At 44.4% G+C, this 26409-nt stretch carries 24 protein-coding genes; 6 read left to right on the top strand and 18 right to left on the bottom strand.

The genetic code is table 11. The annotated features are described in order from the left end of the window. Positions 1-469: 469 nt before the first annotated feature. The 10 genes from icmF to GHD25_RS13250 all read right to left on the bottom strand — a co-directional run bounded on the left by icmF (position 470) and on the right by GHD25_RS13250 (position 15335). Positions 470-3712, bottom strand: a complete 3243-nt coding sequence (gene icmF / locus GHD25_RS13295; RefSeq protein WP_164217609.1) for a fused isobutyryl-CoA mutase/GTPase IcmF — start codon at positions 3710-3712, stop codon at positions 470-472. 1 nt (position 3713) lies between these two features. Next, a complete protein-coding gene (locus GHD25_RS13290; protein WP_164217607.1) occupies positions 3714-4367 on the bottom strand; it encodes a TetR/AcrR family transcriptional regulator in 654 nt (217 codons plus the stop codon). Then, the gene (gene meaB, locus GHD25_RS13285; protein WP_164217711.1) at positions 4364-5296 is read right to left on the bottom strand and encodes a methylmalonyl Co-A mutase-associated GTPase MeaB; all 933 of its coding nucleotides are present in this window, start codon (positions 5294-5296) and stop codon (positions 4364-4366) included. The genes GHD25_RS13290 and meaB overlap by 4 nt, the downstream gene beginning before the upstream one ends. A 395-nt stretch (positions 5297-5691) precedes the next feature. Further along, positions 5692-6831, bottom strand: a complete 1140-nt coding sequence (locus GHD25_RS13280; protein WP_164217605.1) for an acyl-CoA dehydrogenase — start codon at positions 6829-6831, stop codon at positions 5692-5694. Positions 6832-6854: 23 nt separating this feature from the next. Then, entirely contained in the window at positions 6855-7991 is a 1137-nt protein-coding gene (locus GHD25_RS13275) for an acyl-CoA dehydrogenase (RefSeq protein WP_164217603.1), read from the bottom strand. Positions 7992-8027: 36 nt separating this feature from the next. Then, positions 8028-8879 carry a 3-hydroxybutyryl-CoA dehydrogenase gene (locus GHD25_RS13270; protein ID WP_164217601.1) on the bottom strand — a complete coding sequence of 284 codons (852 nt, stop codon included), beginning with the start codon at positions 8877-8879 and terminating at the stop codon, positions 8028-8030. 197 nt (positions 8880-9076) lie between these two features. Beyond that, positions 9077-10264, bottom strand: a complete 1188-nt coding sequence (locus GHD25_RS13265; RefSeq protein WP_164217599.1) for an acetyl-CoA C-acetyltransferase — start codon at positions 10262-10264, stop codon at positions 9077-9079. A gap of 419 nt (positions 10265-10683) precedes the next feature. Then, positions 10684-12792, bottom strand: a complete 2109-nt coding sequence (locus tag GHD25_RS13260) for a (Fe-S)-binding protein (protein WP_164217597.1) — start codon at positions 12790-12792, stop codon at positions 10684-10686. A gap of 342 nt (positions 12793-13134) precedes the next feature. Continuing rightward, positions 13135-14799 carry an arginine--tRNA ligase gene (gene argS, locus GHD25_RS13255; protein ID WP_164217595.1) on the bottom strand — a complete coding sequence of 555 codons (1665 nt, stop codon included), beginning with the start codon at positions 14797-14799 and terminating at the stop codon, positions 13135-13137. After that, complete coding sequence (locus GHD25_RS13250; RefSeq protein WP_240452365.1) at positions 14796-15335, bottom strand: YwiB family protein; 540 nt, start codon at positions 15333-15335, stop codon at positions 14796-14798. The genes argS and GHD25_RS13250 overlap by 4 nt, the downstream gene beginning before the upstream one ends. A 107-nt stretch (positions 15336-15442) precedes the next feature. On the opposite strand from GHD25_RS13250, the gene GHD25_RS13245 reads away from it, so the two are divergent. Further along, positions 15443-17473, top strand: coding sequence for a transglycosylase domain-containing protein (locus GHD25_RS13245; protein ID WP_240452364.1), 2031 nt, complete (start codon positions 15443-15445; stop codon positions 17471-17473). A gap of 285 nt (positions 17474-17758) precedes the next feature. Here GHD25_RS13245 and GHD25_RS13240 read toward each other — a convergent pair whose 3' ends face one another. The 3 genes from GHD25_RS13240 to GHD25_RS13230 all read right to left on the bottom strand — a co-directional run bounded on the left by GHD25_RS13240 (position 17759) and on the right by GHD25_RS13230 (position 20350). After that, a complete protein-coding gene (locus tag GHD25_RS13240; protein ID WP_164217591.1) occupies positions 17759-18280 on the bottom strand; it encodes a YwhD family protein in 522 nt (173 codons plus the stop codon). Between the two features lie 97 nt (positions 18281-18377). Further along, positions 18378-18884, bottom strand: coding sequence for a YwgA family protein (locus GHD25_RS13235; protein ID WP_164217589.1), 507 nt, complete (start codon positions 18882-18884; stop codon positions 18378-18380). Between the two features lie 164 nt (positions 18885-19048). Next, positions 19049-20350: an HD domain-containing protein gene (locus tag GHD25_RS13230; protein ID WP_164217707.1), complete on the bottom strand. Its 1302-nt coding sequence runs from the start codon at positions 20348-20350 to the stop codon at positions 19049-19051. Between the two features lie 98 nt (positions 20351-20448). Here GHD25_RS13230 and GHD25_RS13225 point away from each other — a divergent pair, with 98 nt between their 5' ends. Beyond that, entirely contained in the window at positions 20449-21297 is an 849-nt protein-coding gene (locus GHD25_RS13225; protein WP_164217587.1) for a lipoate--protein ligase family protein, read from the top strand. 240 nt (positions 21298-21537) lie between these two features. Here the strand turns inward: GHD25_RS13225 and pta are convergent, their stop codons facing one another. Continuing rightward, complete coding sequence (gene pta / locus GHD25_RS13220) at positions 21538-22512, bottom strand: phosphate acetyltransferase (protein WP_164217585.1); 975 nt, start codon at positions 22510-22512, stop codon at positions 21538-21540. A gap of 262 nt (positions 22513-22774) precedes the next feature. Between pta and hemQ the strand changes: the two genes are divergently transcribed. From hemQ to GHD25_RS13200, 4 genes are all read left to right on the top strand, one after another. Then, on the top strand, positions 22775-23527 hold the full coding sequence (gene hemQ, locus GHD25_RS13215; RefSeq protein ID WP_164217583.1) for a hydrogen peroxide-dependent heme synthase: 753 nt from the start codon (positions 22775-22777) through the stop codon (positions 23525-23527). A 188-nt stretch (positions 23528-23715) separates the two neighbouring features. Further along, entirely contained in the window at positions 23716-24141 is a 426-nt protein-coding gene (locus GHD25_RS13210; protein ID WP_164217581.1) for a cell wall hydrolase, read from the top strand. 78 nt (positions 24142-24219) lie between these two features. Continuing rightward, complete coding sequence (gene gerQ, locus GHD25_RS13205; RefSeq protein WP_164217579.1) at positions 24220-24705, top strand: spore coat protein GerQ; 486 nt, start codon at positions 24220-24222, stop codon at positions 24703-24705. Positions 24706-24784: 79 nt separating this feature from the next. Beyond that, positions 24785-25036, top strand: a complete 252-nt coding sequence (locus GHD25_RS13200) for a hypothetical protein (protein WP_164217577.1) — start codon at positions 24785-24787, stop codon at positions 25034-25036. 6 nt (positions 25037-25042) lie between these two features. Here the strand turns inward: GHD25_RS13200 and GHD25_RS13195 are convergent, their stop codons facing one another. The 4 genes from GHD25_RS13195 to GHD25_RS13180 all read right to left on the bottom strand — a co-directional run bounded on the left by GHD25_RS13195 (position 25043) and on the right by GHD25_RS13180 (position 26387). Further along, entirely contained in the window at positions 25043-25411 is a 369-nt protein-coding gene (locus GHD25_RS13195) for a DUF423 domain-containing protein (RefSeq protein WP_164217575.1), read from the bottom strand. 58 nt (positions 25412-25469) lie between these two features. Next, positions 25470-25778 carry a DUF5327 family protein gene (locus GHD25_RS13190; RefSeq protein WP_164217573.1) on the bottom strand — a complete coding sequence of 103 codons (309 nt, stop codon included), beginning with the start codon at positions 25776-25778 and terminating at the stop codon, positions 25470-25472. A gap of 183 nt (positions 25779-25961) precedes the next feature. Then, positions 25962-26216, bottom strand: a complete 255-nt coding sequence (locus GHD25_RS13185) for a GlsB/YeaQ/YmgE family stress response membrane protein (protein ID WP_164217571.1) — start codon at positions 26214-26216, stop codon at positions 25962-25964. A gap of 24 nt (positions 26217-26240) precedes the next feature. Further along, a complete protein-coding gene (locus tag GHD25_RS13180) occupies positions 26241-26387 on the bottom strand; it encodes a hypothetical protein (RefSeq protein ID WP_164217569.1) in 147 nt (48 codons plus the stop codon). Between the last annotated feature and the right edge of the window lie 22 nt (positions 26388-26409).

The following is a 26409-nucleotide window of genomic DNA, read 5'->3' as shown; positions in this document are numbered from 1 at the left end:
CTTATATTGAAGGCTGTTGCCATGGTTATTCATAAAAATATTTTTCTCAAAGTATATTATTTTCCCGGACTTCAGCTAAACCATACCATACATTATAAACAAATACTCGCCGATTATGCCAGAAAAAAATTTAAAAAATCGGCTTTTTTTAGCATGTTTTTTACATGGGAGGATAAGAAACGCACTTTGTTTGTTCCGTTTGCAGGGTCCGGCAGCTCAATCCTGCTTAAATGAAAGCTTCCTGGCACGCTGCCTTCGCCGTAAAAAATTACCCTCGATGATAAAAACGTATCCGCACACTGAAATTAACTTTCCCCAGGTGCAAAAAAAGTTGAGAAAACCACTTTCCTCAACTTTTTTTGTTTCATTTTTTTTTCCGCAGTTCGCTGCCGTAATTCGTAGCATCCGCTTCAGCAAATAGAATGTGGTTCTATTTCATGTACAGCTGTGGAACTGCACAACCACTCTTTTACATATTCCTTCGGTACTGTCCGCCAACTTCATAAAGCGCTGTTGTAATCTGGCCAAGACTTGCCACTTTTACCGTTTCCAGCAATTCGGCAAAAATATTTCCTCCGGAAGCCGCTACTTCTTTTAATCTGTTTAAGGCTTCTTCTGTTTCGTCTTTATGCGTTTCCTGGAATTTACGCAGCTCGCTGATTTGATGTTCTTTCTCCTCTTTTGTTGCCCGGGCTAGCTCCATGGAATTAATTTCATCCTCGGATGGCGGATTCGGGTTAAGGTACGTATTCACCCCGACAATCGGCAGTTTACCGGAATGCTTTTTGCCTTCATAGTAAAGGGATTCTTCCTGGATTTTTCCGCGCTGATACTGCCGTTCCATCGCTCCGAGCACGCCGCCGCGGTCGTTCATTTTTTCAAATTCCTGCAGTACAGCTTCTTCCACAAGGTCTGTCAATTCTTCAATAATAAACGAGCCCTGCAGGGAGTTTTCGTTTTTCGTCAGGCCCAGCTCTTTATTGATAATCATCTGGATGGCCATCGCTCTTCTTACCGACTCTTCCGTTGGTGTTGTAATCGCTTCATCATATGCATTTGTATGCAATGAATTCGTATTGTCCTGAATGGCCAGGAGTGCCTGCAATGTCGTACGGATATCGTTAAAATCAATTTCCTGTGCGTGCAAAGAACGGCCGGAAGTCTGAATATGGTACTTCAATTTCTGGCTGCGCTCGTTTGCCCCGTATTTATCACGCATCGTAATCGCCCAGATTCTGCGGGCAACACGGCCGATTACGGAGTATTCGGGATCAAGCCCATTGGAAAAGAAGAAGGACAGGTTTTGCGCAAACTTATTTACATCCATGCCCCTGCTCAAATAATACTCCACATAGGTGAACCCGTTGGCCAATGTGAATGCAAGCTGGGTAATCGGATTTGCCCCCGCTTCTGCAATATGGTAGCCGGAAATGGACACGGAATAATAGTTTCTGACATTTTTATCAATAAAGTACTCCTGAATATCCCCCATCATTCTTAAGGCAAACTCAGTGGAGAAAATGCAGGTGTTTTGTCCCTGGTCTTCTTTTAATATATCTGCCTGCACCGTACCGCGGATGACAGAGATCGTTTCCTCTTTAATTTTTTCATATTCTTCCTGTGTCGGTTCCCGATCCTGTTCTTCTTTAAATTTAGTCACCTGCTGATCCACAGCCGTATTGAAATACATGGCCAGAATAATCGGTGCCGGACCATTGATGGTCATGGAAACCGATGTGGTTGGACTTGTCAGATCAAAGCCATCGTACAGCTTCTTCATATCCTCCAGCGTACAAATGTTTACACCGCTTTCCCCGACCTTTCCGTATATATCCGGACGGTGTGCCGGGTCTTCCCCGTACAGTGTTACCGAATCAAAGGCAGTGGACAGGCGCTTTGCCTCTCCATCTTTCGATAAATAGTGGAAACGGCGGTTCGTGCGTTCCGGTGTCCCCTCTCCGGCAAACTGGCGGGTAGGATCTTCGCCTTTCCGTTTAAACGGAAATACACCGGATGTGAACGGAAATGCACCTGGCACATTTTCTTTCATCAGCCACAGCAAGCGTTCTCCCCAATCCTGGTACTTCGGAAATGCCACTTTCGGGATTTTCAGGCCGGATAGGGATTCTGTTACAATATCCATTTCAATTTCTTTATCCCGCACTTTGAATGTCATCTTTTCCTTCCCGTAGCTTTTCTTTGTTTCGTCCCATTTGTCAAGCAGGTTTCTCGACCGGGCATCAAGGCGTTCTTCATATTGATCAATCGTTTGATCAATAATTTCTGTGCCGTCTTCTGTGCCGATGGCTTCTTTGGCTCCTTCCAGCTGATAAAGCTTTCTGGCCGCATCACTCTGTTCTCTCGCATGTTTATGATAGTTGCGCACGTGAGCTGCAATTTCCCGCAAATAATGTCTGCGTTCATTGGTAATAATCATATTATCCTTTTCGGCAATGACATGCCTTTCGAAATCAACTGCTTCGTTCCAGTCATATTTTTCATTTAATGTATCAATGATGGAGGCAAATAAAGCATTTGTCCCTGCATCATTGAATTGACTCGCAATTGTACCGAATACAGGAAATTTCGTTTTGTCCTCATGAAACAGCATATGACTGCGCTCATACTGTTTACGCACCTGGTTCAGTGCATCCTCAGAGCCTTTTTGTTCGAATTTATTAATGACAATAAAGTCCGCAAAATCAATCATATCAATTTTTTCCAGTTGGGTCGGCGCACCAAATTCTGCTGTCATCACATACATGGAAAGGTCTGTGACGTCGGTAATTGCGGCATCCCCCTGACCGATCCCGCTTGTTTCCACGATGATAAAATCATAGCCGGATGCGCGTACAACATCAATAACTTCCTGAATGGCTTTGGAGAGCTCATCCCGGGAATCCCTTGTTGCAAGGGAACGCATATAAACGCGGTCGGTGAAGATGGCATTCATGCGGATACGGTCCCCGAGGAGCGCGCCGCCTGTTTTCTTTTTCGTCGGATCGATGGAAATAATCGCAATTTTTTTATCGGGAATTTCGTTGATAAACCGGCGGATCAATTCATCTGTCAGGGAACTTTTCCCTGCACCGCCTGTACCTGTGATGCCTAAAACGGGAATGTTTTTATTTCCTTTTTCCCGCAGGTCGCTAAGTACCTTCTGTTTATCTTCCTCACTGACCGATTCACTTTCCACGTAGGTAATAAATTTGGCAATGGTTTTTCTGTCTCCTTTTGCCAATTGCTCCTGGTCTTTTACGACATCAATTGGCGGTACAAAATCACATTCCTCCAGCATGAGATTAATCATGCCCTGCAGACCGAGCTCACGGCCATTATCCGGTGAAAAAATACGGGAAACGCCGTATTCCTCCAGCTCTTTAATCTCCCTTGGGATGATGACCCCGCCGCCGCCGCCGTATACGTTAATATGGTCAGCTCCCAGCTCTTTCAGCAAATCGACCATGTATTTAAAATATTCGACATGCCCGCCCTGATAGGAAGAAATCGCAATCCCCTGCACATCCTCCTGTACGGCTGCATGGACAACATCCTCCACACTGCGGTTATGCCCGAGGTGGATGACCTCTGCTCCGCTTGACTGAAGAATTCTCCGCATAATATTAATGGATGCATCATGTCCGTCAAACAAACTCGATGCGGTTACAAACCGCACCGGATTTTTCGGTTTATAAATGGTTGGCTTCTCCATTTTATGCCCCTCCTTTGTTAGTTTCCGTCATGTTCTCTGACTCATTCAGACCGACCGCTTTTAAAATAAATTCAATCTGACTGTCCATATATTCTTCCAGTGTAAATTCTTTTTGCAATATCCAGCGGCGGAAGCCCCACATTTGCCCCTGTACAAAAATATTATTTGCCAAAAGAACGGCATCCTGACTGTTGATCCTGTCGGGCAGAGATGTGTTGATCGCCCGTTCCAGCATCTTTACCATGTCGCGTTCTTTTTCCATCACATAGTCTTTCGTTTCTTTTTTTAGTGATTTCACTTCCTGATACATAATCAGGATCTCTTCCTGCATTTCATCCATCAGGTGAAAATAGGATTTAATCAGGGATACCAGATTGTTTACAGATGGCTTTTCCAGGTTGATCGCTGACCCAAGTCGTTTTCTGACCTCTTCATAAATGGAGTCGCAAACTAAAAAAAGCACATCCTCTTTCGTACGGATATATTCATATAACGTGCCAATGCTGAAACCGGATTCTTTGGCAATTTCCCTTGTGGTTGTCCGGTGGTAGCCTTTTTCTTTGAAAAGGGTAATCGCCCCCTGGATCATTTGATTCCGCCGTTTTTCCACGAGCTCCCTGTCTTTTATGGAGGATAGAATTTGATCTTCGCTCATGTAGCATCCCCCTTCCATTTTTCAAATAATACTCTCGCCAACTGGTAAGGGTCACTGTCTGCATCAATTGACGGCAGCCCTTCCTCATTTTCTATATATGCTTTCACCTCACGCCAGATTTCTTCCCGGATCAGTTCGTATACTTCCAGTTCCTGCTGCTGGGTTCTTTTCCGCGTTCCTTCATCTGTGCTGTATAAATAGCTGTGGTGTTCTTTGACTTTTTCCCATAGCTTGTCGATACCTTTATTTTCCGTTGTAATTGTTTTGACAATAGCTGTTTCGTGTTCTTCGTTTTTGGACATCATGACAAGCTCTTTGAGCAGGGCTTTTAATTTGCCAAAACCGGGCAGATCAGCCTTGTTAATGACGAACAGGTCTGCAATCTCCATGATCCCTGCTTTAAAAATCTGCAGTACATCCCCGCTGTTTGGGGTTAATACAACTGCTGTCGTGTCGACAATTTTCATAATATCCAGCTCAGATTGGCCCACCCCGACCGTTTCAACGATAATAACGTCAAACCCGTAAGCATCGCATATCCGGACTGCGTCTTTTGTTGCCCGAGCCAATCCGCCAAGGCTTCCGCGCGTTGCCATACTGCGGATATATACACCGTCATCGGTAAAATGCTGATTCATGCGGACACGGTCCCCAAGCAATGCACCGCCGCTGAATGGACTGGTCGGATCCACAGCGATAACCGCAACGGTTTTCCCTTCATTGCGGACATGGGTAATTAGCCGGTTGACGAGTGAACTCTTTCCGGCACCCGGCGAGCCGGTCAGCCCAAAATAAAGCGCGTGTTTCTTCAGGGAAAATACATCACTCAGAAGCTCCAGTTTTTCCGGGTGATCATTTTCCACCATGGTAATCGCCCTGGCTAAAGCGCGTATATCTTTATTTCTCATCCGATCGACGATCTCGTGCATGGTTATGCACCCCTTTCTGTTGCTCCAGAGTAAAATTATTTTGGAATCGCTCTGACTTGATTGCTTTCCCGATCGATTTGGTGCCGGTCCCGATCGATTTGACGCTTTCTCGATCGAATTTGCGCCGGTCTCGATCGATTTGACGCTTTCTCGATCGATTTGGCGCTTTCTCGATCGATTTGGTGCGGTTCCCGATCGATTTGGCGCTTTCTCGATCGAATTTGCGCCGGTCCCGATCGTTTTGGCGCTTTCCCGATCGATTTGGCGCCGGTCTCGATCGATTTGACGCTTTCCCGATCGATTTGACGCCGGTCCCGATCGATTTGGTGCGGGTCCCGATCGATTCGAATTTTCCGCATACAAATCGCGCCGGTTCCGGGTATGATGCAGCCGGTTTATTTCGTCAGCATGCGGCCGATGACGAGCCGTTGTACTTCGTTCGTTCCTTCGTAAATTTGTGTGATTTTGGCATCCCGCATATACCGTTCCACCGGATAGTCCTTCGTATATCCGTAACCGCCAAATACCTGCACAGCCTCGACAGTAATCCGCATTGCCGCATCTCCCGCAAATAATTTAGACATGGCAGAAGCTTTTCCATAAGGCTGACCCTGTGACTCCAGCCATGCTGCCTGGTAAGTCAAGAGTCTGGATGCTTCCACTTCGGTCGCCATATCGGCCAGTTTAAAAGAAATACCCTGATTCGCCGCAATTGGCTTGCCGAATTGCTCACGTTCTTTGGCATAATCGACGGCAGCATCCAGTGCCCCCTGTGCGATGCCGAGTGCCTGGGCGGCAATTCCGTTACGGCCGCCGTCAAGGGTCGTCATGGCAATTTTAAAGCCTTCTCCTTCTTTTCCGAGCATATTTTCTTTTGGGATACGGCAGTTTTCAAAGATCAGTTCTGTTGTCGGAGAGGAACGGATTCCCAGCTTCTTCTCTTTTTTACCGAATGTAAAGCCTTCTGTTCCTTTTTCTACAATAAATGCACTGATTCCTTTATGTTTTGCGTCTGCATCTGTTTTGGCAAAAACAATATAAATATCCGCAACACCGCCGTTGGTAATCCACACCTTGTTTCCATTTAATACATATGCATCGCCATCTTCTTTTGCCGTCATTTTCATGGATACCACATCACTGCCTGCGCCGGGCTCGGAAAGTGCATATGCGCCTAGCGCTTCCCCTGTTGCCAGACGGTAGAGAAAGTCCTTCTTCTGTGCTTCATTGCCATATGTGTAAATCGGCCAGCTCGCCAAAGAGAGATGTGCCGATAACGTCACTCCGGTGGATGCACAAACACGTGACAGTTCTTCTACGGCAATGCAATAGCTGACATAATCTGCACCGATTCCGCCGTATTCCTCCGGCCATGGGATCCCTGTCAGGCCAAGTTCACCCATCTTATCAAAAATCTCCCTGTCAAACCGTTCTTCTTCATCCCGCTCTGCAGCGGTCGGTTCCACTTCTTTCGCGGCAAAATCACGTACCATTTTACGCAGCATTTCCTGTTCTTCTGTCAGTTGAAAATTCATCTTTCTTCCTCCTCATCGGATTCCTAGTTATTCAGTAAATTTTTTGCGATAACAACATGCTGAATTTCATTGGATCCTTCATAAATTTCGGTGATTTTCGCATCACGGAAAAACCGCTCTGCCGGGTAATCCTCTGTATAGCCATAGCCCCCGAATACCTGAACTGCTTCAATTGCTGTATTTACCGCGGTTTTTGAAGCATACATTTTGGCCATGGACGCCTCTTTCCCGCATGGAATTCCTTGGTCCACCAGAGAGGCAGCATGATATACGAGCAGCCTGGAAGCTTCTGTTTCAGTTGCCATGTCTGCCAGTTTAAAAGAAATACCCTGATTCGCTGCAATTGGTTTTCCAAATTGTTCCCGTTCTTTGGCATAGGCAGTGGCATGTTCAACTGCCGCTTCGGCAATTCCAAGCGCCTGGGCAGCAATACCGATTCTGCCGACGTTCAAGTTTGCCATCGCGATTTTAAAGCCTTCCCCTTCCTCGCCGAGCAGCTGTTTTGCAGAAACTTTGCATTGGTCAAAATTCAAGGAAACCGTATTGGAACCGTGGAGCCCCATTTTCCTTTCTTTTTTGCCGATGACAAGTCCCGGGGTATCTTTTTCAACAATGAATGCACTGATTCCTTTTGTACCTTCTCCTGTCCGTGCGAAGGTAATGTATGTTTCCGCTTCTCCGCCGTTTGTAATAAAAACCTTTGATCCGTTTAATATATAGCTGTCCCCTTCTTTAACTGCTTTTGTCTTAATATTGGCGGCATCCGAACCTGCACCGGGTTCTGTCAGGGCAAAAGCACCCAGATATTCTCCGGAGGCAAGCTTTGGAAGATACTTGTTTTTCTGTTTCTCATTTCCGAAATAAAGGATGGGATTGGTCCCGACAGAGGTATGTACAGAAAGTATAACACCAATTGTCGCACTTACTTTGGAAAGTTCATGGATGGCGGTAATGTAGGATGTGAAATCCATGCCGGTTCCGTCGTATTTTTCCGGGAGCGGGATCCCCATGAGGCCGAGTTCGCCCATCTTTTGGATAATCTCTCTTGGAAAACGGTCCTCTCGTTCCATCCGTTCGACTTTCGGTGCTATTTCTTTCTGGGCAAAGTCCTGTACCATTTTCCGCATCATATTCTGTTCTTCTGTAAAAGTCATGTTCATCGCTGTAATGCCTCCTTACCTATCTTAGCTGTAAGTTTAATTGTATTGGTAAAAACCTCTGCCTGACTTTTTGCCCAGCCAGCCGGCTTTCACATACTGACGAAGCAGCGGACATGGACGGTATTTGCTGTCGCCAAAGCCTTCGTGCAGCACTTCCATAATGTAGAGGCAGGTGTCCAGCCCAATGAAGTCTGCCAGTGTCAGCGGTCCCATCGGATGGTTAGTACCAAGCTTCATAACGGTATCAATATCTTCCGGGGATGCAACGCCTTCATATACAGTATAAATCGCTTCGTTGATCATCGGCATAAGCACGCGGTTGGAAACAAAACCTGGAAAGTCCTTTACTTCTACAGGTGTTTTGTTTAATGATTTGGCCATATTTTCAATTGCCTGATAGGTTTCATCACTTGACTGGAGCCCCCGGATAATTTCCACCAGTTTCATGACAGGCACCGGATTCATAAAGTGCATACCGATAACCTGACTCGGACGATTCGTTGCTGCAGCAATTTCCGTGATCGGCAGGGATGATGTATTGGATGCCAGGATCGCATGCGCAGGTGCGAATTTATCCAAATCGGCAAACACTTTCGTTTTTACATCCATATTTTCTACAATGGCTTCAATGACGATATCACAGGAGGATGCATCACTCAGGCTCCCTGAAGCCGTTAATCTATGTAACGTTTCCGTTTTCTCTGATGCTGTCATTCTCTCCTTCTCTACATTCCGGTTTAACCGTTTTTCAATATTTTTCATGCCTTTATCCAAAGCCTCTTCATTCATATCATGCAGCAGGACATCATACCCCGATTGCGCACACACCTGTGCAATCCCGGAACCCATCTGCCCCGCACCAATAATCATCACCTTATTTATCTCCATAAAAATATATCCTCCTTGCTTGGAAACAGCGGGACGGTTCTCCTGTTGCAAGAGTCTTTTTACATAGAACAGGAATTTCTTTGCTAAACCGCCACCGCGCTTCTTTTTGTAAATCTTCCAGCTTCATTCATGATCGTTCGGTATTTCCATTAAAACCCGGTTTCCGGTACCAGTAAGCTCAGGTGAGCTTTCCTTCCCTACTGTTTCGGCACTTCTATTAACACGGCATCCCCCTGACCGCCGCCACTGCAGATTGCAGCAATGCCGAGACCGCCGCCGCGGCGTTTTAACTCATGAACCAGTGTAAGAATGATACGTGCTCCGCTCGCACCGATCGGGTGTCCCAGTGCTACCGCTCCACCATTTACGTTTACTTTTTCAGGGTCAATGCCGGCAATTTTTCCGCTGGCTAAAGATACTGCTGCAAATGCCTCGTTAATTTCAAACAGGTCAATATCTTCTTTTTGGTGTCCTGTTTTTTCCAGCAGTTTATTGATTACAAGACCAGGCGTTTGCGGGAAATCCTTTGCTTCCACAGCTACCTCGGCATGGGCATGAATGGTTGCCATTGGTGTTTTTCCAAGTTCTTCCGCCTTTTCATCGGACATGACTACAAATGCACATGCGCCGTCATTTACACCTGGTGCATTTCCCGCAGTGATCGTTCCATCCTTATCAAATGCCGGACGGAGTTTTGCCAGCTTCTCCACGCTCGTATCCTTCCGTGGTGCTTCATCTGTATCAACAACAATCGGTTCTCCTTTGCGCTGCGGTACCTCCAGCGGCACAATTTCCTCGGCAAATTTGCCTTCATCTATCGCTTTTCCGGCACGCTGATGACTCCGGTATGACCATTCATCCTGTGCTTCTCTCGTCAGTTCAAATTCTTCTGCCGTGGAGTTGCCATAGGTGCCCATATGAACACCTTCAAAAGAGCATGTAAGACCATCATGCACCATCATATCCACTACTTTCCTGTCTCCCATGCGATGTCCCCAGCGGGCATCCGGCAGAATATAAGGCGCATTGCTCATGCTTTCCATGCCGCCTGCTACAATCACATCTTCATCTCCAAGGCGAATAAGCTGATCCGCCAAAGTCACACTGCGCAGTCCGGAAGCACATACTTTATTAATCGTCTCCGTTTTTACATTCCATGGGATGCCTGCTTCACGCGCTGCCTGGCGTGAAGGGATCTGGCCCTGTCCTCCCTGCAGGACATTTCCCATAATAACTTCATCGATTTCCGAGCCTTCCATGCCGGCCCGCTCGAGTGCTTCTTTGATCGCCTTTCCGCCTAATTGCGATGCTGTAAAGTTCTTAAGTCCTCCGCCGAATTTTCCGAATGGGGTTCTTGCACCTGAAACAATTACTGTTTTTCTCATTGTTTAACTCCTTTTTATTTTATTAAGGGGAGGCCCCTATTTTTAATAGTTTAAAAATCCGGAGTTGCTTTGTTTGCTGAGATTAGAAATGCTCGCATTCGCGCCCTCTAGCAAATCCAGCTCTTTTTATACTTGACATTTAAAAATTTGATGCTTTCATAACGTATAAAACAGCATTCCTATGTATCTGTTAACCGTTGTGGAGGCATCTGCTGCAAGCTTGAAATGTACCCTTCATTGAGAACGCTTACCTTTTGGTTTGCAGCAAGGGAACCGTCCCGGTGTTGCAGTACGCTGATTGAACGCTCGCTCAATTGCTGTTTGAGAAAGAAGAGGGGTATGTTTTTACCCCTCTATGTTGTTATTATACTGGAAATCTCCTTTGGAAGGAAAGTATTATATATTATTCTATTGATCTATTATGCTGTTTTCTGTTCATCTTCCACCAATACAGACAGCGCCAGAATTTCTGCTACGTCCATGGTGCTGATATCTTCTTCCACTTCTTTCGCTTTAGTTCCGTCACTTAACATTGTTAAGCAGAACGGGCAGGCACTTGAAATCATATCAGGTTTTACTTCCATGGCCTGTTCTGTGCGGGCTACGTTAATGCGGTTCCCTGTTGTTTCCTCTGTCCACATCAACCCGCCCCCTGCACCGCAGCACATGCCGTTTTCCTTGCTTCGTTTCATTTCCACCAGTTCAAGTCCCGGAATGGATCTCAGGATTTCCCTTGGCGGATCATAAACGCCATTGTATCTTCCCAGGTAACAGGAGTCATGATAGGTTAAACGCTGATTTATTTCACGCTGCGGCTTCAGTTTGCCGTTCATCACCAGGTCAAACAGCATTTGCGTATGGTGATAGACTTCTGCTTCAAAGCCAAAATCAGGATATTCGTTTTTAAAAATATTATATGCATGCGGGTCAATCGTTACAATCTTTTTCACGTCATGCTTGTTGAATTCTTTAATGTTTTTCTCTGCAATTTCCTGGAACAGGAATTCATTTCCGATGCGGCGTGCCGTATCCCCGGAGTTCATCTCTTTATTCCCAAGGATGGCAAAACTTACACCTGCCTGGTTCATTAATTTTGCAAATGCCAGCGCAATTTTCTGGCTGCGGCTGTCAAAGGAACCCATAGAGCTTACCCAGAAAAGGTATTCGAAGTCTTTTCCTTCTTTTTTAAGCTCTTTGACTGTTGGCACATAGGCAGTTTCATCTTCTTCGCGCCATTTGATGCGGTCTTTTTTGGAAAGCCCCCAAGGATTTCCCTGACGCTCGATGTTCATGACTGCACGCTGAATTTCCGGATCCATTTTACCTTCTGTCATCACCAGGTAACGGCGCATATCAAGGATTTGGCTGACATGTTCGTTGCTTACCGGACATGCGTCTTCACAGTTTCGGCAAGTGGTACATCCTGCCAGTTCTTCTTCAGTAATGACATCGCCGATCATGCTTAAGTTTTGTACAGTTGCTGCTGCTTCCCCGCCGGCACTTGCCTGATTTCCTGCAGTGCCTGCAAATGCATAAGATGGCACCCAGGCTGTTTTTCCTGTAATGGCTGCACCTTTTTCCGTTAAGTGGTCACGAAGCTTAATCATAATGTCCATCGGAGACAGCATTTTTCCTGTGCCTGCAGCCGGACATACGTCTGTACAGCGTCCGCATTCCACACATGCATAGAAATCCAACATTTGGAATTGGTCAAAGTCTTCTACTTTTCCAACGCCAAAAGATATATCTTCCTCATTCTCTGCAGCGTCTTCATCGATATCAAAGTCAATTGGCTTCAGTTTCCCTGGTACACGCTTGCTCAAAAACACGTTGATTGGTGCCGCAATTAAGTGAGCGTGCTTGGATTGCGGGATGTATACAAGGAATGCCAGTATGGTAAGTGTATGAATCCACCAGAATACATAGTACAATACCATTGCAGCTGTTGGTGATAACCAGCTGAATGCTGCGGCTATTAAACTTGCCACAGGCTCTGTCCATGTCAAAGCTTCCCCGTGCCAAATGATGGCCATACCATTTCCAAACAGCACGGAAATCATTAATGTCCCGATAAACAACAGGACAACTCCTGCTTTAAAGCCGCGCTTTAAGCGAACGAGCTTTTCCATGTAACGGCGGTAAAATGCCCATGCCACTGCTACGAGGATCATTAATGTTACAAGTTCCTGGAAAAATGTAAACCCTGGATAGAAAATGCCCAGCGGCAGGTGATTTCCCGGTGAAAGTCCGGCGATAAACATATTAATCGCGCCAAACTGCACCAGAATAAACCCATAGAACATCATCACGTGAATAATGCCCGATTTCTTATCCTTTAATAGTTTGGACTGGCCGAAAACGATGACTCCGACTCGTCTGAACCGTTCTTTAAAGTCCCGGTCAAACTCCGGCTTTTCCCCAAGCCGGATATAAGCGACGCGTGTAGCGACTACTTTAGCGAATAAATATATCCCATAGATGGTGACTGCAAGAAATGCAATCCAGTTGACCAATAAAAACGTTTCCATTATCCGCTCCCCCTTTTTCCTTTAAAACTTGCAAACTATTATACTTAAACTCTTGCCCTGAGGCAATATAACACCGATTGCATTCTGTAGTAATAGTAAGCTTCTTTCTAACTGTATATCTATACTTTAAATCATGAATGATCATTCAGTCAACTGATATTCGACAATTTTCTTCAGTTAAAATACCGATAAAAAAGGCTGATTCCTATTTTTTATAATATTTATGCGCTTACAACATGTCCTTATACAAAGTCAGCCTGTCTATTTTACAAGTGGCAAATACCTTTTGCTTCACTGGCAGGGAGCGTTAAAATCATACTCCCTGCTAGCTGCATTTGTATATTACATTTTTTCGGGTGCTGTTACTGCAATCAGCTGCAGCGCATTTGCCAGCGTTATTTTGACTGCTTTCATTAAAGCAATTCGCGCATTTGTTCTTTCCCTGTTATCCTGATCAAGCACCTTTTCTGCATTATAAAAGCTGTGCAGCAGGCTTGCCAGTTCAAATACATATTGGGTCACTTTATGCGGGGTGGACATTTGTGCTGCATCTGCCACCATCTGCGGAAACTCACCCAGTTTCTTCATCAAGTCCATTTCTTTTTCCGTTGTTAGGTGTTTTGCATCAAATGCCGCGTTCAAATCAAATCCTTTTGCTTCCGCCTGTTTCAGCATGGTGCATATCCGCGCGTGAGCATACTGCACATAGTAAACAGGGTTATCGTTTGATTCAGAACGTGCGAGATCCATATCAAAGTCAAGCTGGGTATCGTTTGATCTTGTAATAAAGTAATAACGGGCTGCGTCCACGCCAACTTCATCCATCAGCTCCCTTAACGCCAATGCATTTCCCGTGCGCTTGCTCATCTTTACTTTTTCTCCCTTTTCAAAAAGGCTCACCATCTGAATCACTTTTACTTCAAGCGTGTTTTTGTCATAGCCCATCGCCTGAATCGCAGCCTGCATTCTCGGAATATAGCCATGATGGTCCGCTCCCCATACATTAATCAGCTTGTCAAATCCCCGGTCCAGCTTGTTTTTATGGTAAGCAATGTCCGGGGTCAGGTAGGTATAGCTCCCATCCTGCTTTATTAATACACGGTCTTTATCATCGCCAAAATCCGTGGTTCTGAACCAGGTTGCCCCGTCTTTTTCATAGACGTAATCATCCAGTTTTTTCAGTGCTTGTTCAATTTGACCATCTTCATATAATGATTGTTCGGAGAACCACTGGTCAAACTCCACACGGAATTCCGATAAATCTTTCCGGATCTTGCCGAGTTCATATTTTAATCCGTACTCCCGGAAAAATGCCACCCGTTCTTCCCTGTCCTTCTCCTTCCATGCGGTACCATATTCCGCTGCCAATGTTTTTCCGATTTCTATAATATCCTTCCCGTGATAGCCATCCGCAGGCATTTCCGCATCCTCGCCAAGGGCCTGCAAATAACGGGCTTCCACCGATAAAGCCAGGTTGTCAATCTGGTTGCCGGCATCATTGATATAATACTCTCTCTTTACATCATAGCCGGCCGCTTCAAGTAAGTTGGATAAAACGTCGCCATATGCTGCTCCGCGGCCGTGTCCGAAATGAAGGTCCCCGGTCGGGTTCACAGATACAAATTCAACCTGCACTTTCTCGCCTTTGCCTGCATCTGTATGGCCATATTTCTTTCCCGCTTTTAAAATCGCCGGAATAATTTCACCAAGAAAATCATCCTTCATAAAAAAATTGATAAATCCGGGGCCGGCAATTTCCACTTTTTCAATCGAAGCCTTTGTTTCATCAAGCGCTTCGACAATATCTTCCGCAATTTTCCGTGGAGCTTTTTTTGCTATCCGGGCCAGCTGCATGGCGATATTGGCGGCAAAATCTCCATGCGCCTTATCCTTTGGCTTTTCCAAAATAATTTCCGGTAATTCTTCTGCTTCTGCAAGTCCTGCTCTGGTAACTGCTGAAGCAATTTCCTGTTTAAGTGTTTCTTCTGTTTGCGCCAACACATTCATTGGGGAATTTCCTCCTTTATTGTTAACATCAAATCATGTTTGCGGTTCTTTAAACCATTTAATTTTACATGATAGGAGATTTGCAGGCAGCCATCTTTCTTTTTTCCCGGGGGCTGATAACGGATGGAATCAGTAAATGTTTCCATATGTATCGTGCCGTGGGGGTGATGGTACACATTTTCCGTTATTTTATTTGCCTGAAACTTTTGGTTCATTGAAACAGCACCTGTCCGTTTAATCGTAACTTTCTCTTTTTGCAGTGTTATCAAGTTACGGACCTTCCCGCCCGTTTCCAGCTGCTCATCAAACTTGATGACATCAAAGGTCTGATTACGATAAAAATATCCATGATGAGAAAGTTCATTTTTTTCGGTATCACCTTCATCGGTAATAATGGTGCGGAGAATCATTCTTACTTTTTTATGTTCAGCTTCCATAATACCGCCTCTATCTGCGTCTTCATATAATTTCCTATTATAGCTAACATTGTTCGCTAAGCGCAATAATATTTGCGAATAATGCCGAATAAGCTTCATTGTAACATTTTTTCCTTCCCCAGCCAGACACATAAACAAAAATATGGTTTATTTCATCAAAAATTCTCCCATAATGTTAATAACCAAAAATGATGGAGCAATCAATAATGAAAAGCATATTTTCTTATATAAAACACCCGCTGCCGGTCAAAATTGCGGTAAGCATTTGTCTGGCTGCAGCAGGGGGGATTTTCAGCGTTTATCTTATCAGCTTTCTTATGGGACCGCCGAGTCTTGCGAATGACCAAAATACAATCTATTACAGCAGGCACGGTGAAATGATCGGAGAAGAGCGCGGCACGGAGTACAGGAGATGGGTGCCGCTGGAGGATATTTCCGAAGATGCCATTGATGCGACATTAGTGGTCGAGGATCAGCATTTTTTTGATCATTCCGGTTTCGATTTTAAACGGATTATCTCTGCACTTATCACAGATATCAGAAACTGGTCCCTGAAAGAAGGAGCAAGTACATTATCCCAGCAATATGCGCGAAATCTATATTTAACACATGAAAAAACCTGGACACGAAAAATAAAAGAGGCATTTTATACGATTCGGCTGGAGATGTTTTACTCCAAAAAGGAAATCCTGGAAGGCTATCTAAATACAGTTTATTACGGACATGGATCCTATGGGATTGAAGCTGCCAGCAATTATTTTTTCAATAAGCCTTCCTCTGATCTGTCACTGGCTGAAGCAGCTATGCTGGCAGGAATCCCAAGAGGTCCCAGCTACTACTCCCCTCTTGCGGACAGACAGCGGGCAGATAATCGCCAGAAGCGGATTCTAAACTTGTTGAATGAGCATGGGAAAATTAACGATCAGGAGCTGTTTCTTGCAGCCAGGGAAAACCTTGCTTTTCAAAAAGTGAAAAGCAACAGCGAGACGATGATTGGAGGCTATTTTCAAGATGAAGCTTTAAAAGAGGCTGCAGAACTTTTGGAACTTGACACGGACGAAATCCGGTCGGGCGGCTATGAAATACACACCACTTTACATGAATCTTTTCAACAAAATCTGGAAGACGAAATCAAGGATACAATCCATACGGAAAGTGATATTGAAGCAGGTGCTGTCGCCATTGAACCACAGTCAGGGGAAGTGCTTGCCATGATTGGCGGACGCGATTACAGGGAAAGTCCGTTCAACCGGGCTTTTCAGGCAAAGCGGATGCCCGGTTCCGCGTTTAAGCCGTTTCTTTATTATGCTGCCCTGGAAAATGGCTATACCGCAAATACGATGCTGATGAGTCAGCCGACTGCCTTCCAGCTTGACGATGACGAGGTGTACCAGCCGAGCAATTTTAACGGATATTATGCAAACGATTCTATTACTCTGGCACAAGCCATCGCTCTCTCAGACAATGTGTATGCGGTGAAAACCAATATGTATTTAGGTGCAGAAAAACTCGTGGAAACCGCCCGGAGCTTTGGCCTAACGAGCGATTTGCCCGCCGTCCCATCACTGGCTCTCGGAACAGCCGCTGTATCTGTGAAAGAAATGGTAACAGGCTACGGCACACTTGCCAATGGCGGCAAAGAAATTAATGCCCATTTGGTGAAAAAAATTGTCGATCGAAATGGAAAAACTGTTTTTGAGAGAAAAGAACAAGAAGGTAAATTGGTACTTGACCCTAAAAAGACATTCATTTTAACACATCTTTTAACTGGAATGTTTGACAGTGAACTGGATGGTTATATGGCCGTAACAGGTTCGACCATAGCGGATAATCTCACCAGGCTGTATGCCGGCAAATCAGGAACAACCACTTCCGACAGCTGGATGATCGGCTATAGCCCCTCCCTGGTGACAGGGGTCTGGCTCGGTTATGACGATAACCGCCCGATGGAACTGACAGAGGAAAAGGATTATGCCAAAATCATCTGGGCCAACTTTATGGAAAGAACACATGAAAACCTGCCACAGGAAGCATTCCCGCAGCCACCGGGACTGGTTGCCGTCCCGGTAGATCCGCAAACAGGCCAGCGGGCAACTCCCTATTGTGAACAGAGCCGTGTCATGTATTTTGAAAAAGGCACAGAACCATCCGCTTTCTGCACGGATCACTTTCATGAAGAAAATCAAACAGATGACAAAAGCATGGTTGAACGACTGTTTGAAATGTTTGGCGGATGATTGCAGCAGGAAGATTTTCTGAATGATGAGTGATCTTCCCGGAATATAAGGGAATACACGGGATTATAGGCAATTTCCCAGGGGTTACAAGTGAATTACCTTTCGTTTTGTCCGCTTTTTCCTATCAATTAAAAAGAAGCCGACCCTGCAATGAAAGGTCGGCTTCTTTTTTGTCCTAGTAATACATGAGTAGCCCATGTACTCATATTTTACAAATTAATCATCCAAAGTACAAGATATTCCCGTTCAGTTTTCATTACGTCACAAAATGTTCATAATTTAACTTTATTCCGGCAAGGCCGTTTTCAGTTCTTCGGTAGAGTTATTCCACATATCCTCATCAAATTCTACGAGAAAATCTTTCAGCAGCTTTTTTGAGTGTTCATCCATATGCTCGACAACAATCTTGCCTTTCAGGGATTTCTCCATATGTGTAACATGCTCCGGCATGGATTTATAGGCCCGTTTAATGGAACGGTCCACCCTCAGTTCACTTCCTGCCACTCCTCCATAATAAGGACCATGCTCGCCGCGCTCCACATTGACCCAGACGATCCAGTACAATTTTCCGTTCGGTACTTCCTCTTTATTCGGCAGGTATTTCACCCTGCGTTCAATTTCACTGCGGGCATGCATTGCTGCCATATCGACATATGCTTTATTTTCATTCGGGTCAACAATGACAGAGGACATATTTTCCAGGCTGATGGCTCCGCCTCCATAGCCGCCATGACCGTCTGTAGAGTCATCTTTTATAATCGTAAATGTATTTTTCTTTTTTTTGTTTGGAGATTGATCTGCACTCATCTCATGGATCCTCCTTCTTCTCTTTTGTTTCCCATTGTAGCATAGTTGCATCGTCTTTTTCATTTTCCGACTTTTATCTGATATTGGTGTTCCGTATTTAATTGGATGCCTTTCCTGCAAGCAGGTGAATAAAGTCCCAGGCCTGCTCGATTTCTTCTTCTGAATAGTTCTGCTTCGATTTAACCTTATGGATTTTTTCGGCCACCTCAGACTTTGGCAGTTCATCAAAATACATTATCGTTGCAACCAGTTCCAAAAATCGGGAACTCTGTTCGTTCAAGAGATTCACTTTTTCTTCCAAACCAGGCAAGTGGGAAGCAAACTGCTGCAAAAAAGCTTCGCCATCCCCGGTAATACTGTAATGATATTGAAAATAACTGCTTTTCTCTTCCTTAAGTTCCTCTAAAAACCCTAAATTACACAGTTCTTCCACCCTTAGTGTCAGTTCTTCAGAGTACGGGCCATAAAAATGATATTCAAATTTCTCTTCAAAAGGAAGCCTGCATTTTTTCAGGATATAAATCATTTTCTGCAGTTTTTTTCTCCCGGTAATTTCCCCTGCAATAGAAAAAAACTCCATCAATTTAGCATGTTTTGTCAACATTTCACACATCTCCCGTTACGTTAAAAAACTTGGCTTGCCACTACAGGATGCTTAAAAACGGCTGTTGCCTTCTTCAAAGCCCTTACACTTTGGAATGCAAGCTTGTTTATCATATGCCCCCTGCTTCGGCGCTGCGTGGCTGTAAAGCTTTATACTTATTATCTTTATTCCGGCAGTCCTAAAATTTCCGAGATCCGCTTTTTTACATGTTTATCCGGCAGCTTCTCCACGAAATCATTTGGAAAATACAGTTTATGATCTGTCCGTTTTTTTCCGGAAATGGATTCGACAATATCCGAATTTCTTGATAACTCTTTTAAACTGCCATCCGGCATGAGCAGATGAATCGGCAAACGCTCTTCTTCTTCCCCGGGACGGTAAAAGTCATACGGCAGATCTGAAGAGGAATCGACGACAAGATAATAGTCCGGGTCGATTCCAGCCTCCTTAAATAATCCATACAGTTCCATCCACGTATTCATCTGGAGATTCGGATTAAATTCAATATATTTAAACAGGCGGCGATTGACAAACCGTTCACATAAATCCCGCAAAATGGCATCATCTTCTTCCTGCCATAACTGAAAATAATAAGAAACAATTCCTTCATCGAGTTTCAAGTATTCCTCCAATTGTACGTCTCCGGTAAAAAAAGACATAAAATGGGTGGGTTTCAGTTTAAATGTAAATGCATCCGACTCAAACAAATATTTGGCCCGCTGCAGAATTTTTGATAGAATTACCTCTGCGCTGCGAGTGACCGGATGGAAATAAACTTGCCAATACATCTGATAGCGGCTCATAATATAATCTTCCACTGCATGCATGCCCGTTGATTTAATCACAACCTGGTCCTCCATCGGCCGCATAACACGCAGAATCCGCTCCATATCGAAATGTCCATAGCTTACACCGGTAAAAAATGCATCCCGCTGCAGATAGTCCATCCGATCTGCATCGATCTGGCTGGATATCAGACTGACCACAAGCTTATCTTCATACGTCTTGGCAATGACATCTGCCACTTTCTGCGCGAATCCGGGCTCTACCCGTTCTAAAATGGCATTTATTGTTGTATCCCTGAGAATGATTTCCCTTGTAAAATGTTCATGATCCAATTTAAACACTTTCTCAAAGGAATGGGAAAACGGTCCATGTCCCAAGTCATGCAGGAGTGCTGCACATAAACAAAGCAGGCGTTCATCGTCATTCCAATTCGGCCTGTTCTTGAAATTATATAGTATCCTTCTGACAATCTCGTAAACACCAAGAGAGTGATTAAACCGGCTGTGTTCTGCACCGTGAAAGGTTAAATAGGTCGTGCCGAGCTGTTTAATCCGCCGCAGCCGCTGAAATTCAGGTGCCGCAATCAAATCCCAAATCACCCGGTCCTTTACATGCACATAGCGGTGTACCGGGTCTTTAAACACCTTTTCCTCATGCAGCTGTTCATCTTTATAAGCCATTTGCTTCATCCGTTCTTTTCCCCAATTTGTTTTTATTATATAATAGTTGAAGCATAGACGAAAAGAAATGTCACTTATGATTTTGTCAAGGAGTTATTATGAAAAACTGGAAAGAAATCATTCAGCAACAAATATTTCGTTACGTGGATCATACAAACATAGCGTATTTCAGAGACGAGCCCTATACGGCAATTACTTCATTTGCGATAGATGATGCTCTCGCCATCTCTGTCAGTGATCAGCTCTCCCCTCCCGTCATGCGTTTATGGGTTCACCCCAAAACGATCGTATTGGGCATACCAGATGCCAGACTTCCGTTTATTGAAGCGGGCATTGAACATCTCAAAAAACAGGGCTATCATGTTATCGTCCGCAACTCCGGCGGTCTTGCCGTGGCACTTGATGATGGGGTGCTGAATCTATCCCTCGTGCTGCCGGACGTAAAGCAGATTTCCATTCATGACGGATATGAAGCGATGGTCCGTTTTATTCAGCATATGTTCCGGGATCTTACCGGTCAAATCAAAGCCTATGAAGTCGTCGGGTCCTATTGTCCGGGAGATTATGATTTAAGCATAAACGGGAAAAAGTTTGCGGGTATTTCCCAGCGCCGTGTAAAAAATGGAGCCAGCATACAGATATATTTGGATATAGAAGGAAACAGCTTTGAGAGAGCCGCACATATTCGTGATTTTTATCGTACAAGCAAACAAGATAGGCCGACTAAATTCAATTACCCCGATGTAAACCCGGAAGTAATGGGGTCCCTGTCAGATTTGCTCAATGTGCCTTTAACTGTGGAAGAAGTGAAGCAGAGGGCATACCAGGCTTTAACAGATTTTTCTGTTCAGATTGCCAGCAGGGAGTTTTCCGCTGAAGAAATTTCCTTCTTTAATAAACGGCTGGAACAAATGAAAAAGCGGAATGAGAAAATAGCAGCATTGTAATAAGTACAATACCTGAAAGTCCATTTGGCTAAGTCCGGGTCACGCCTTTGGATCTGCGCGTTTTCCTTCCACAGCATAATGGCCCGGACTGCATAAAATGCCAGGCCCTCCGTAAAGGTATGCCAGTTAATGGTTAATGACCGATTACGGTTAATATCTTTGACCGTATCCGCGGTCACAAAGTTTAAATATAAATACCTTGCAACAGAGCTGCTTTTCCTCTATTGCAAGGTATATTATTTATACATCTGATTGTACAGCTGTAATTAACGCCAATTTATAAACATCGTCCACACTGCAGCCGCGGGAAAGATCATTTACCGGTTTTTTCAAGCCTTGCAAAACGGGACCGACCGCTTCAAATTCCCCTAAACGCTGGGCAATTTTATAGCCGATATTCCCCGCTTCCAAACTTGGGAATATAAAAACATTTGCATCCCCCTGTAATATGGAATCGGGCGCTTTTTTTCTGGCAACATCAGGAACAAATGCCGCATCAAACTGAAATTCTCCGTCAATCACAAGGGATGGATTGCTTTCTTTGACTATTTTTAATGCCTCCACTATTTTTTCCGTTTCCGCTGATTTCGCTGACCCTTTTGTAGAAAAACTGAGCATGGCAATTCGCGGGTCTATACCAAATAGCCTGCCTGTTACTGCGCTTTCCGCTGCAATTTCTGCAAGATCCTGGCTGTCAGGGCTAATGTTAATTGCACAGTCTGCAAATACATATTTTTCTTCACCGCGAACCATGATGAATACCCCGGAAGTTTTTTGGATGCCTTCTTTTGTTTTGATTATCTGCAAAGCCGGACGAACCGTATCAGCTGTAGAATGTGCCGCTCCGCTTACAAGCCCGTCAGCCTGATTCATATAAACAAGCATGGTGCCAAAGTAATTTTCATCCTGCAAGATTTTTTCCGCGTCTTCCCGCGTCACTTTACCTTTCCTGCGTTCTACAAATGTCTCCGCCATGAGAGGAAAGTCGGGATAGCCGGATGGATCCGATATGACACAGGAGGATACATCCACACCTATTTCTCCTGCCTTGCTCATTATTTTATTTTCATCTCCAATAAGGACAGGTGTAAGTATACCTGCTGCACTCAATTGGCTCGCCGCTGTTAAAATTCGCTCATCTGTCCCTTCCGGAAAAACAATCCTTTTATTTTTGCCCGCAATGCTTTTCGTCAAGCCCTCAAATAATCCACTCATTTTTACAAACCCTCCTAGTTGGTTATAATCAATTATAGATGAATGATGGCAAATATGCAGGTACCAGGGCAAAACCAGTTTTGCCGAATTTGTGACAAAACATTGGAATGCGGCCTGTTTTTCACGCTGCTGAAGATACATGTTTCATGAATATCATACCCTATTTATGCTATAGTAAAAATGAATGTATTCCTGAGAATTTACCTTATAGCCGAATTTTTTAAATCAGCTTAAAGCTAAAGTAAAAGAAGGAGAGATAACGATGGTAGAACCGGTAGAAACAATGGATGGCTGGTACAGCCTGCATGATCTGCGGACAATCGATTGGAACTCTTGGAAAATGGCTTCAGAAGAAGAGCGGAAGAATGCATTGCACAGCTTTGAACAATTGCTGACAAAGTGGGAAGCGGTGGAAGAAGAGAAAAATGGCAGCCATGTGTTATATAAGGTGGTAGGACAGAAAGCGGATTTGATGTTTATGTTTTTACGTCCAACGATGGATGAGCTGTCCGATATGGAAACAGAACTAAATAAATCAAAAATGGGTGAGTTTTTACTGCCTGCCCATTCCTATGTATCTGTTGTAGAGCTTTCCAAATACCGGCCGCAAAAAGAAGGGGAACCAGATCCTGAAACCCTGCCGGAGACACAGGCCCGTCTAAAGCCGATCCTTCCAAAATGGGAGCATATTTGTTTTTATCCCATGGACAGACGCCGTGAAGGTAATGAAAACTGGTATACCCTTGAAAAAGATGTACGCGGCAAGCTGCTTTATGAGCATAGTATGACAGGACGGAAATATGCCGGTAAAGTGAAGCAAATCATCACGGGTTCGATCGGACTTGATGATTGGGAATGGGGAGTTACCTTATTCGCCCATGAACCACTGCAATTTAAAAAGATTGTTTATGAAATGCGCTGGGATGAAGTAAGCTCCCGCTACGGGGAATTCGGGGAATTCTTCGTTGGAAATCATTTTCCAAAAGAAAAGCTTACAGATTATTTTTCTGTTTAAATAAATCAGCTAACAGTCGAAAGTAACTTGATCATCACTAAACAGCACGTGGAATCTCCTTGATTTCACGTGCTGTTTTTTTTCCGTAACATTTCCGGATGATTTCCTTGTCATCTTTTCCGGGCGAATTACATACATATAATTAGAATGTTTTGCATCCAGACTGAACAGAAATGAGGAATGTTTTTATGGCTGTTGTTGCACATACGGAAAATGATGTTGCATTGCTGGCAAGGCTGATGCGTGCTGAAGCTGAAGAAGATGGGGATTTGGGTATGCTTATGGTTGGCAATACGGGAGTCAATCGTGTCATTGCAGCCTGCCTGGATTTTACCGATATCCGCAATATCAATGATATGGTATTTCAAAGTCCCGGAGGATTCGAAGCAACACAAAAGGGTTATTTCTATCAGCGGGCCAGGGAATCGGAAAAACGATTGGCACGAAGGGTAATCCAGGGAGAACGCCAGCATCCTGCCACCAATTCTCTGTGGTTCTTTCGGCCTGAAGGAGCCTGCCCTGCCCAATGGTTTGATCAATGGAACACCGGAAGGTTTAAAGCGCATTGTTTTTACAGTCCTACTATGTCCGATTGTCCGCAGGTTTTTCGTTAAGACTATTATCAATTAATAGGAACAGATATGAGATGGAGCATTTAGCGATATTTTAAATTTTTATAAGGAGGCTTTTATATGAGCGAAAATGATGACAGGCAAAATCAGCAGCAGTCAGCCAACCCTTATCAGGCTTATCCGTACTACTATTATCCAGCAGCATCCCCAGCATATTATCCCATGTATCATTACCGTCAGGATCCCCAGTCCCAGCAATTTACACAGCAGCAGCAGGCACAGCAAATCCCGCAATTTCAGCAGCAGGATCACGGAATGCTGCCGCTGCAGCAATCATTCATCGAAAATATTCTGCGGCTGAATCGGGGGAAACTGGCTACAGTCTACATGACCTTTGAAAACAATAACCAGTGGAATGCCAAGGTTTTCAGGGGTGTGATCGAGGCTGCAGGAAGAGATCATTTAATTTTAAGTGATCCCGACACGGACAGAAGATACCTGTTATTAATGGTATATCTGGATTATGTTACATTTGATGAAGAGATCAACTACACATATCCTTTTGGAGCAGGGAACCAGCAATTATCATCCTACGATCCGCGCTGACAAGGGGTGATTTGACAGAGGAAAGGATGACACACAGGTACTGGTGTCATCCTTTTCCATATGGGAAAGGGGCAGTAATGTGAGACATCCTTACGAAAAATACATCCGCCTGGAATTCATTACCATCGTTTTAGTCGTTATATTAGCTTTATTTGCCATCATCCAAAGCTATCTGCTTTTCATATTTCTTGGACTCTACCTTTTGGCAATCAGCTATATTTTAACTGCCCTGATTGAATTTCATACATACCGCACACAGGTAGCGATGAAACATGCTTTGCGTGCTGCACTCCTATTTGTTTTAGCAACATATCTAATCTTTACGATGTAATATGTATTACAGGTTTCTGACGATTACCGTGCCAACCAGCACCCAGCCGATTAAAAAGGCAACACCGCCAAGTGGTGTAATCATAGCAAAAGTGCGAATGCCGGTTGTCGCATAAATATAAAGACTTCCGGAAAAAAGGATAATACCTGTCAAAAACATCCATCCTGCCCAATTGAGGCCCCCTGCATTCATTTTTGCCAGCAAGAGACCTGTGAAGAGAAGTGCCATGGTATGGAACATTTGATAGTTTACTGCTTTTTCCCATGTTCCAAGAGACTTTTCCGAAATTCTCCCCTCCAAACCATGCGCCCCGAACGCACCTAAAGCTACTGCCAAAAATCCATTGATTGCACCGAGCAATAAAAATATTTTCATTTTTGTTCACCTCAATTAGAATTGCTTATCCAAAAATACGGGCCTTCCCGGTAACGGGCTAAAAATCAAAAATGGAATCCCCATTCGCCCCATCATGATCGATTTGTGCATTTTTATCCTGCTGTTTGTATTTCTCCGCCTTATATGCCCTTTCCCCGAGCATGGCCTTCATTTCCGCCTCTTCTATGCCGGCAGGTTGTATTTGCGGTTTTACCGCTGCCTGGGCATCATCGTCCAAAAACAAATCACAAAGCAGGCGAATGTGCCGAATATGCTTTAGCATGGCTGCATCGTCATCTTTCAATTGTTTGGCCAGCTGCAGCTCTGTCATCATTTTTTGTAATACTTTCCCATTATCAACAGCCATTTCGTCCGCTCCTTTGCATTTTTGACTGGTTTCATTGTACATGATAATAGTTTTGGAGGGCAATATTCTGCCTGTAACAACTGCGCGGGGAGCTCTGTTTTTCACATGCAAAAACGCATGGAATACAATTGGTCCATGCGTGAGCCTTTCATTGCAACAAAAGAACCGTCCCCCATGTTGCGTTTATGCTTTTATATTTGCTCTTCTTCCGAGCAGGCCGATTATTAGTGAGACTACAGCTGCACCGAGGGCTGCCGGAAATATGTAGTAGCCGCCGATTGCCGGTCCGAGTTCCCGGATCAGTACGTCACCTATCCATGCGCCTAACAGACCTGCTACGATGGCACCAATCCATTTACCGGGATATTTGAAGCCAAATAACGCTGCCATGATTAATCCTACAACGATAGCCACAATGATATAGACTAAGAGCTGCATTGCAATTAATTACCTCCTATACAATTATTGGCTCGTTGCCCCCTGGATTTTCTTCTTTTCTTCGTCTTTGTAGTTTTCATACATCCATTGCAAAAATGCTTTTTCGTTTTCCTGCAGCTGCCGACCCAGTTTTTCCCTTGTGTTTTCACAAAGTTGTACAAAACTTTTCATTTTGTACATCCCCCCATACCAA

Source organism: Virgibacillus aidingensis, from assembly GCF_010994035.1.
Lineage (GTDB): Bacteria > Bacillota > Bacilli > Bacillales > Amphibacillaceae > Virgibacillus_N.
The sequence above is the reverse complement of the archived record's forward strand: the minus strand, read 5'-3'. Positions and strand labels throughout refer to the sequence as shown.

Excerpts from the sequence above, each read along its gene's own strand:
- GHD25_RS13275 (WP_164217603.1), bottom strand. The coding sequence starts at position 7,991 with ATGAACATGACTTTTACAGAAGAACAGAATATGATGCGGAAAATGGTA.
- GHD25_RS13210 (WP_164217581.1), top strand. The coding sequence starts at position 23,716 with ATGGCTGTTGTTGCACATACGGAAAATGATGTTGCATTGCTGGCAAGG.
- GHD25_RS13225 (WP_164217587.1), top strand. The coding sequence starts at position 20,449 with ATGAAAAACTGGAAAGAAATCATTCAGCAACAAATATTTCGTTACGTG.
- GHD25_RS13280 (WP_164217605.1), bottom strand. The coding sequence starts at position 6,831 with ATGAATTTTCAACTGACAGAAGAACAGGAAATGCTGCGTAAAATGGTA.
- GHD25_RS13240 (WP_164217591.1), bottom strand. The coding sequence starts at position 18,280 with ATGAGTGCAGATCAATCTCCAAACAAAAAAAAGAAAAATACATTTACG.
- GHD25_RS13195 (WP_164217575.1), bottom strand. The coding sequence starts at position 25,411 with ATGAAAATATTTTTATTGCTCGGTGCAATCAATGGATTTTTGGCAGTA.
- GHD25_RS13250 (WP_240452365.1), bottom strand. The coding sequence starts at position 15,335 with ATGAAGCTTATTCGGCATTATTCGCAAATATTATTGCGCTTAGCGAAC.
- hemQ (WP_164217583.1), top strand. The coding sequence starts at position 22,775 with ATGGTAGAACCGGTAGAAACAATGGATGGCTGGTACAGCCTGCATGAT.
- GHD25_RS13270 (WP_164217601.1), bottom strand. The coding sequence starts at position 8,879 with ATGGAGATAAATAAGGTGATGATTATTGGTGCGGGGCAGATGGGTTCC.
- icmF (WP_164217609.1), bottom strand. The coding sequence starts at position 3,712 with ATGGAGAAGCCAACCATTTATAAACCGAAAAATCCGGTGCGGTTTGTA.
- GHD25_RS13190 (WP_164217573.1), bottom strand. The coding sequence starts at position 25,778 with ATGGCTGTTGATAATGGGAAAGTATTACAAAAAATGATGACAGAGCTG.
- GHD25_RS13290 (WP_164217607.1), bottom strand. The coding sequence starts at position 4,367 with ATGAGCGAAGATCAAATTCTATCCTCCATAAAAGACAGGGAGCTCGTG.
- pta (WP_164217585.1), bottom strand. The coding sequence starts at position 22,512 with ATGAGTGGATTATTTGAGGGCTTGACGAAAAGCATTGCGGGCAAAAAT.
- GHD25_RS13180 (WP_164217569.1), bottom strand. The coding sequence starts at position 26,387 with ATGAAAAGTTTTGTACAACTTTGTGAAAACACAAGGGAAAAACTGGGT.
- gerQ (WP_164217579.1), top strand. The coding sequence starts at position 24,220 with ATGAGCGAAAATGATGACAGGCAAAATCAGCAGCAGTCAGCCAACCCT.
- meaB (WP_164217711.1), bottom strand. The coding sequence starts at position 5,296 with ATGCACGAGATCGTCGATCGGATGAGAAATAAAGATATACGCGCTTTA.
- GHD25_RS13230 (WP_164217707.1), bottom strand. The coding sequence starts at position 20,350 with ATGGCTTATAAAGATGAACAGCTGCATGAGGAAAAGGTGTTTAAAGAC.
- GHD25_RS13265 (WP_164217599.1), bottom strand. The coding sequence starts at position 10,264 with ATGAGAAAAACAGTAATTGTTTCAGGTGCAAGAACCCCATTCGGAAAA.
- GHD25_RS13260 (WP_164217597.1), bottom strand. The coding sequence starts at position 12,792 with ATGGAAACGTTTTTATTGGTCAACTGGATTGCATTTCTTGCAGTCACC.
- GHD25_RS13235 (WP_164217589.1), bottom strand. The coding sequence starts at position 18,884 with ATGTTGACAAAACATGCTAAATTGATGGAGTTTTTTTCTATTGCAGGG.
- GHD25_RS13245 (WP_240452364.1), top strand. The coding sequence starts at position 15,443 with ATGAAAAGCATATTTTCTTATATAAAACACCCGCTGCCGGTCAAAATT.
- GHD25_RS13185 (WP_164217571.1), bottom strand. The coding sequence starts at position 26,216 with ATGCAGCTCTTAGTCTATATCATTGTGGCTATCGTTGTAGGATTAATC.
- argS (WP_164217595.1), bottom strand. The coding sequence starts at position 14,799 with ATGAATGTGTTGGCGCAAACAGAAGAAACACTTAAACAGGAAATTGCT.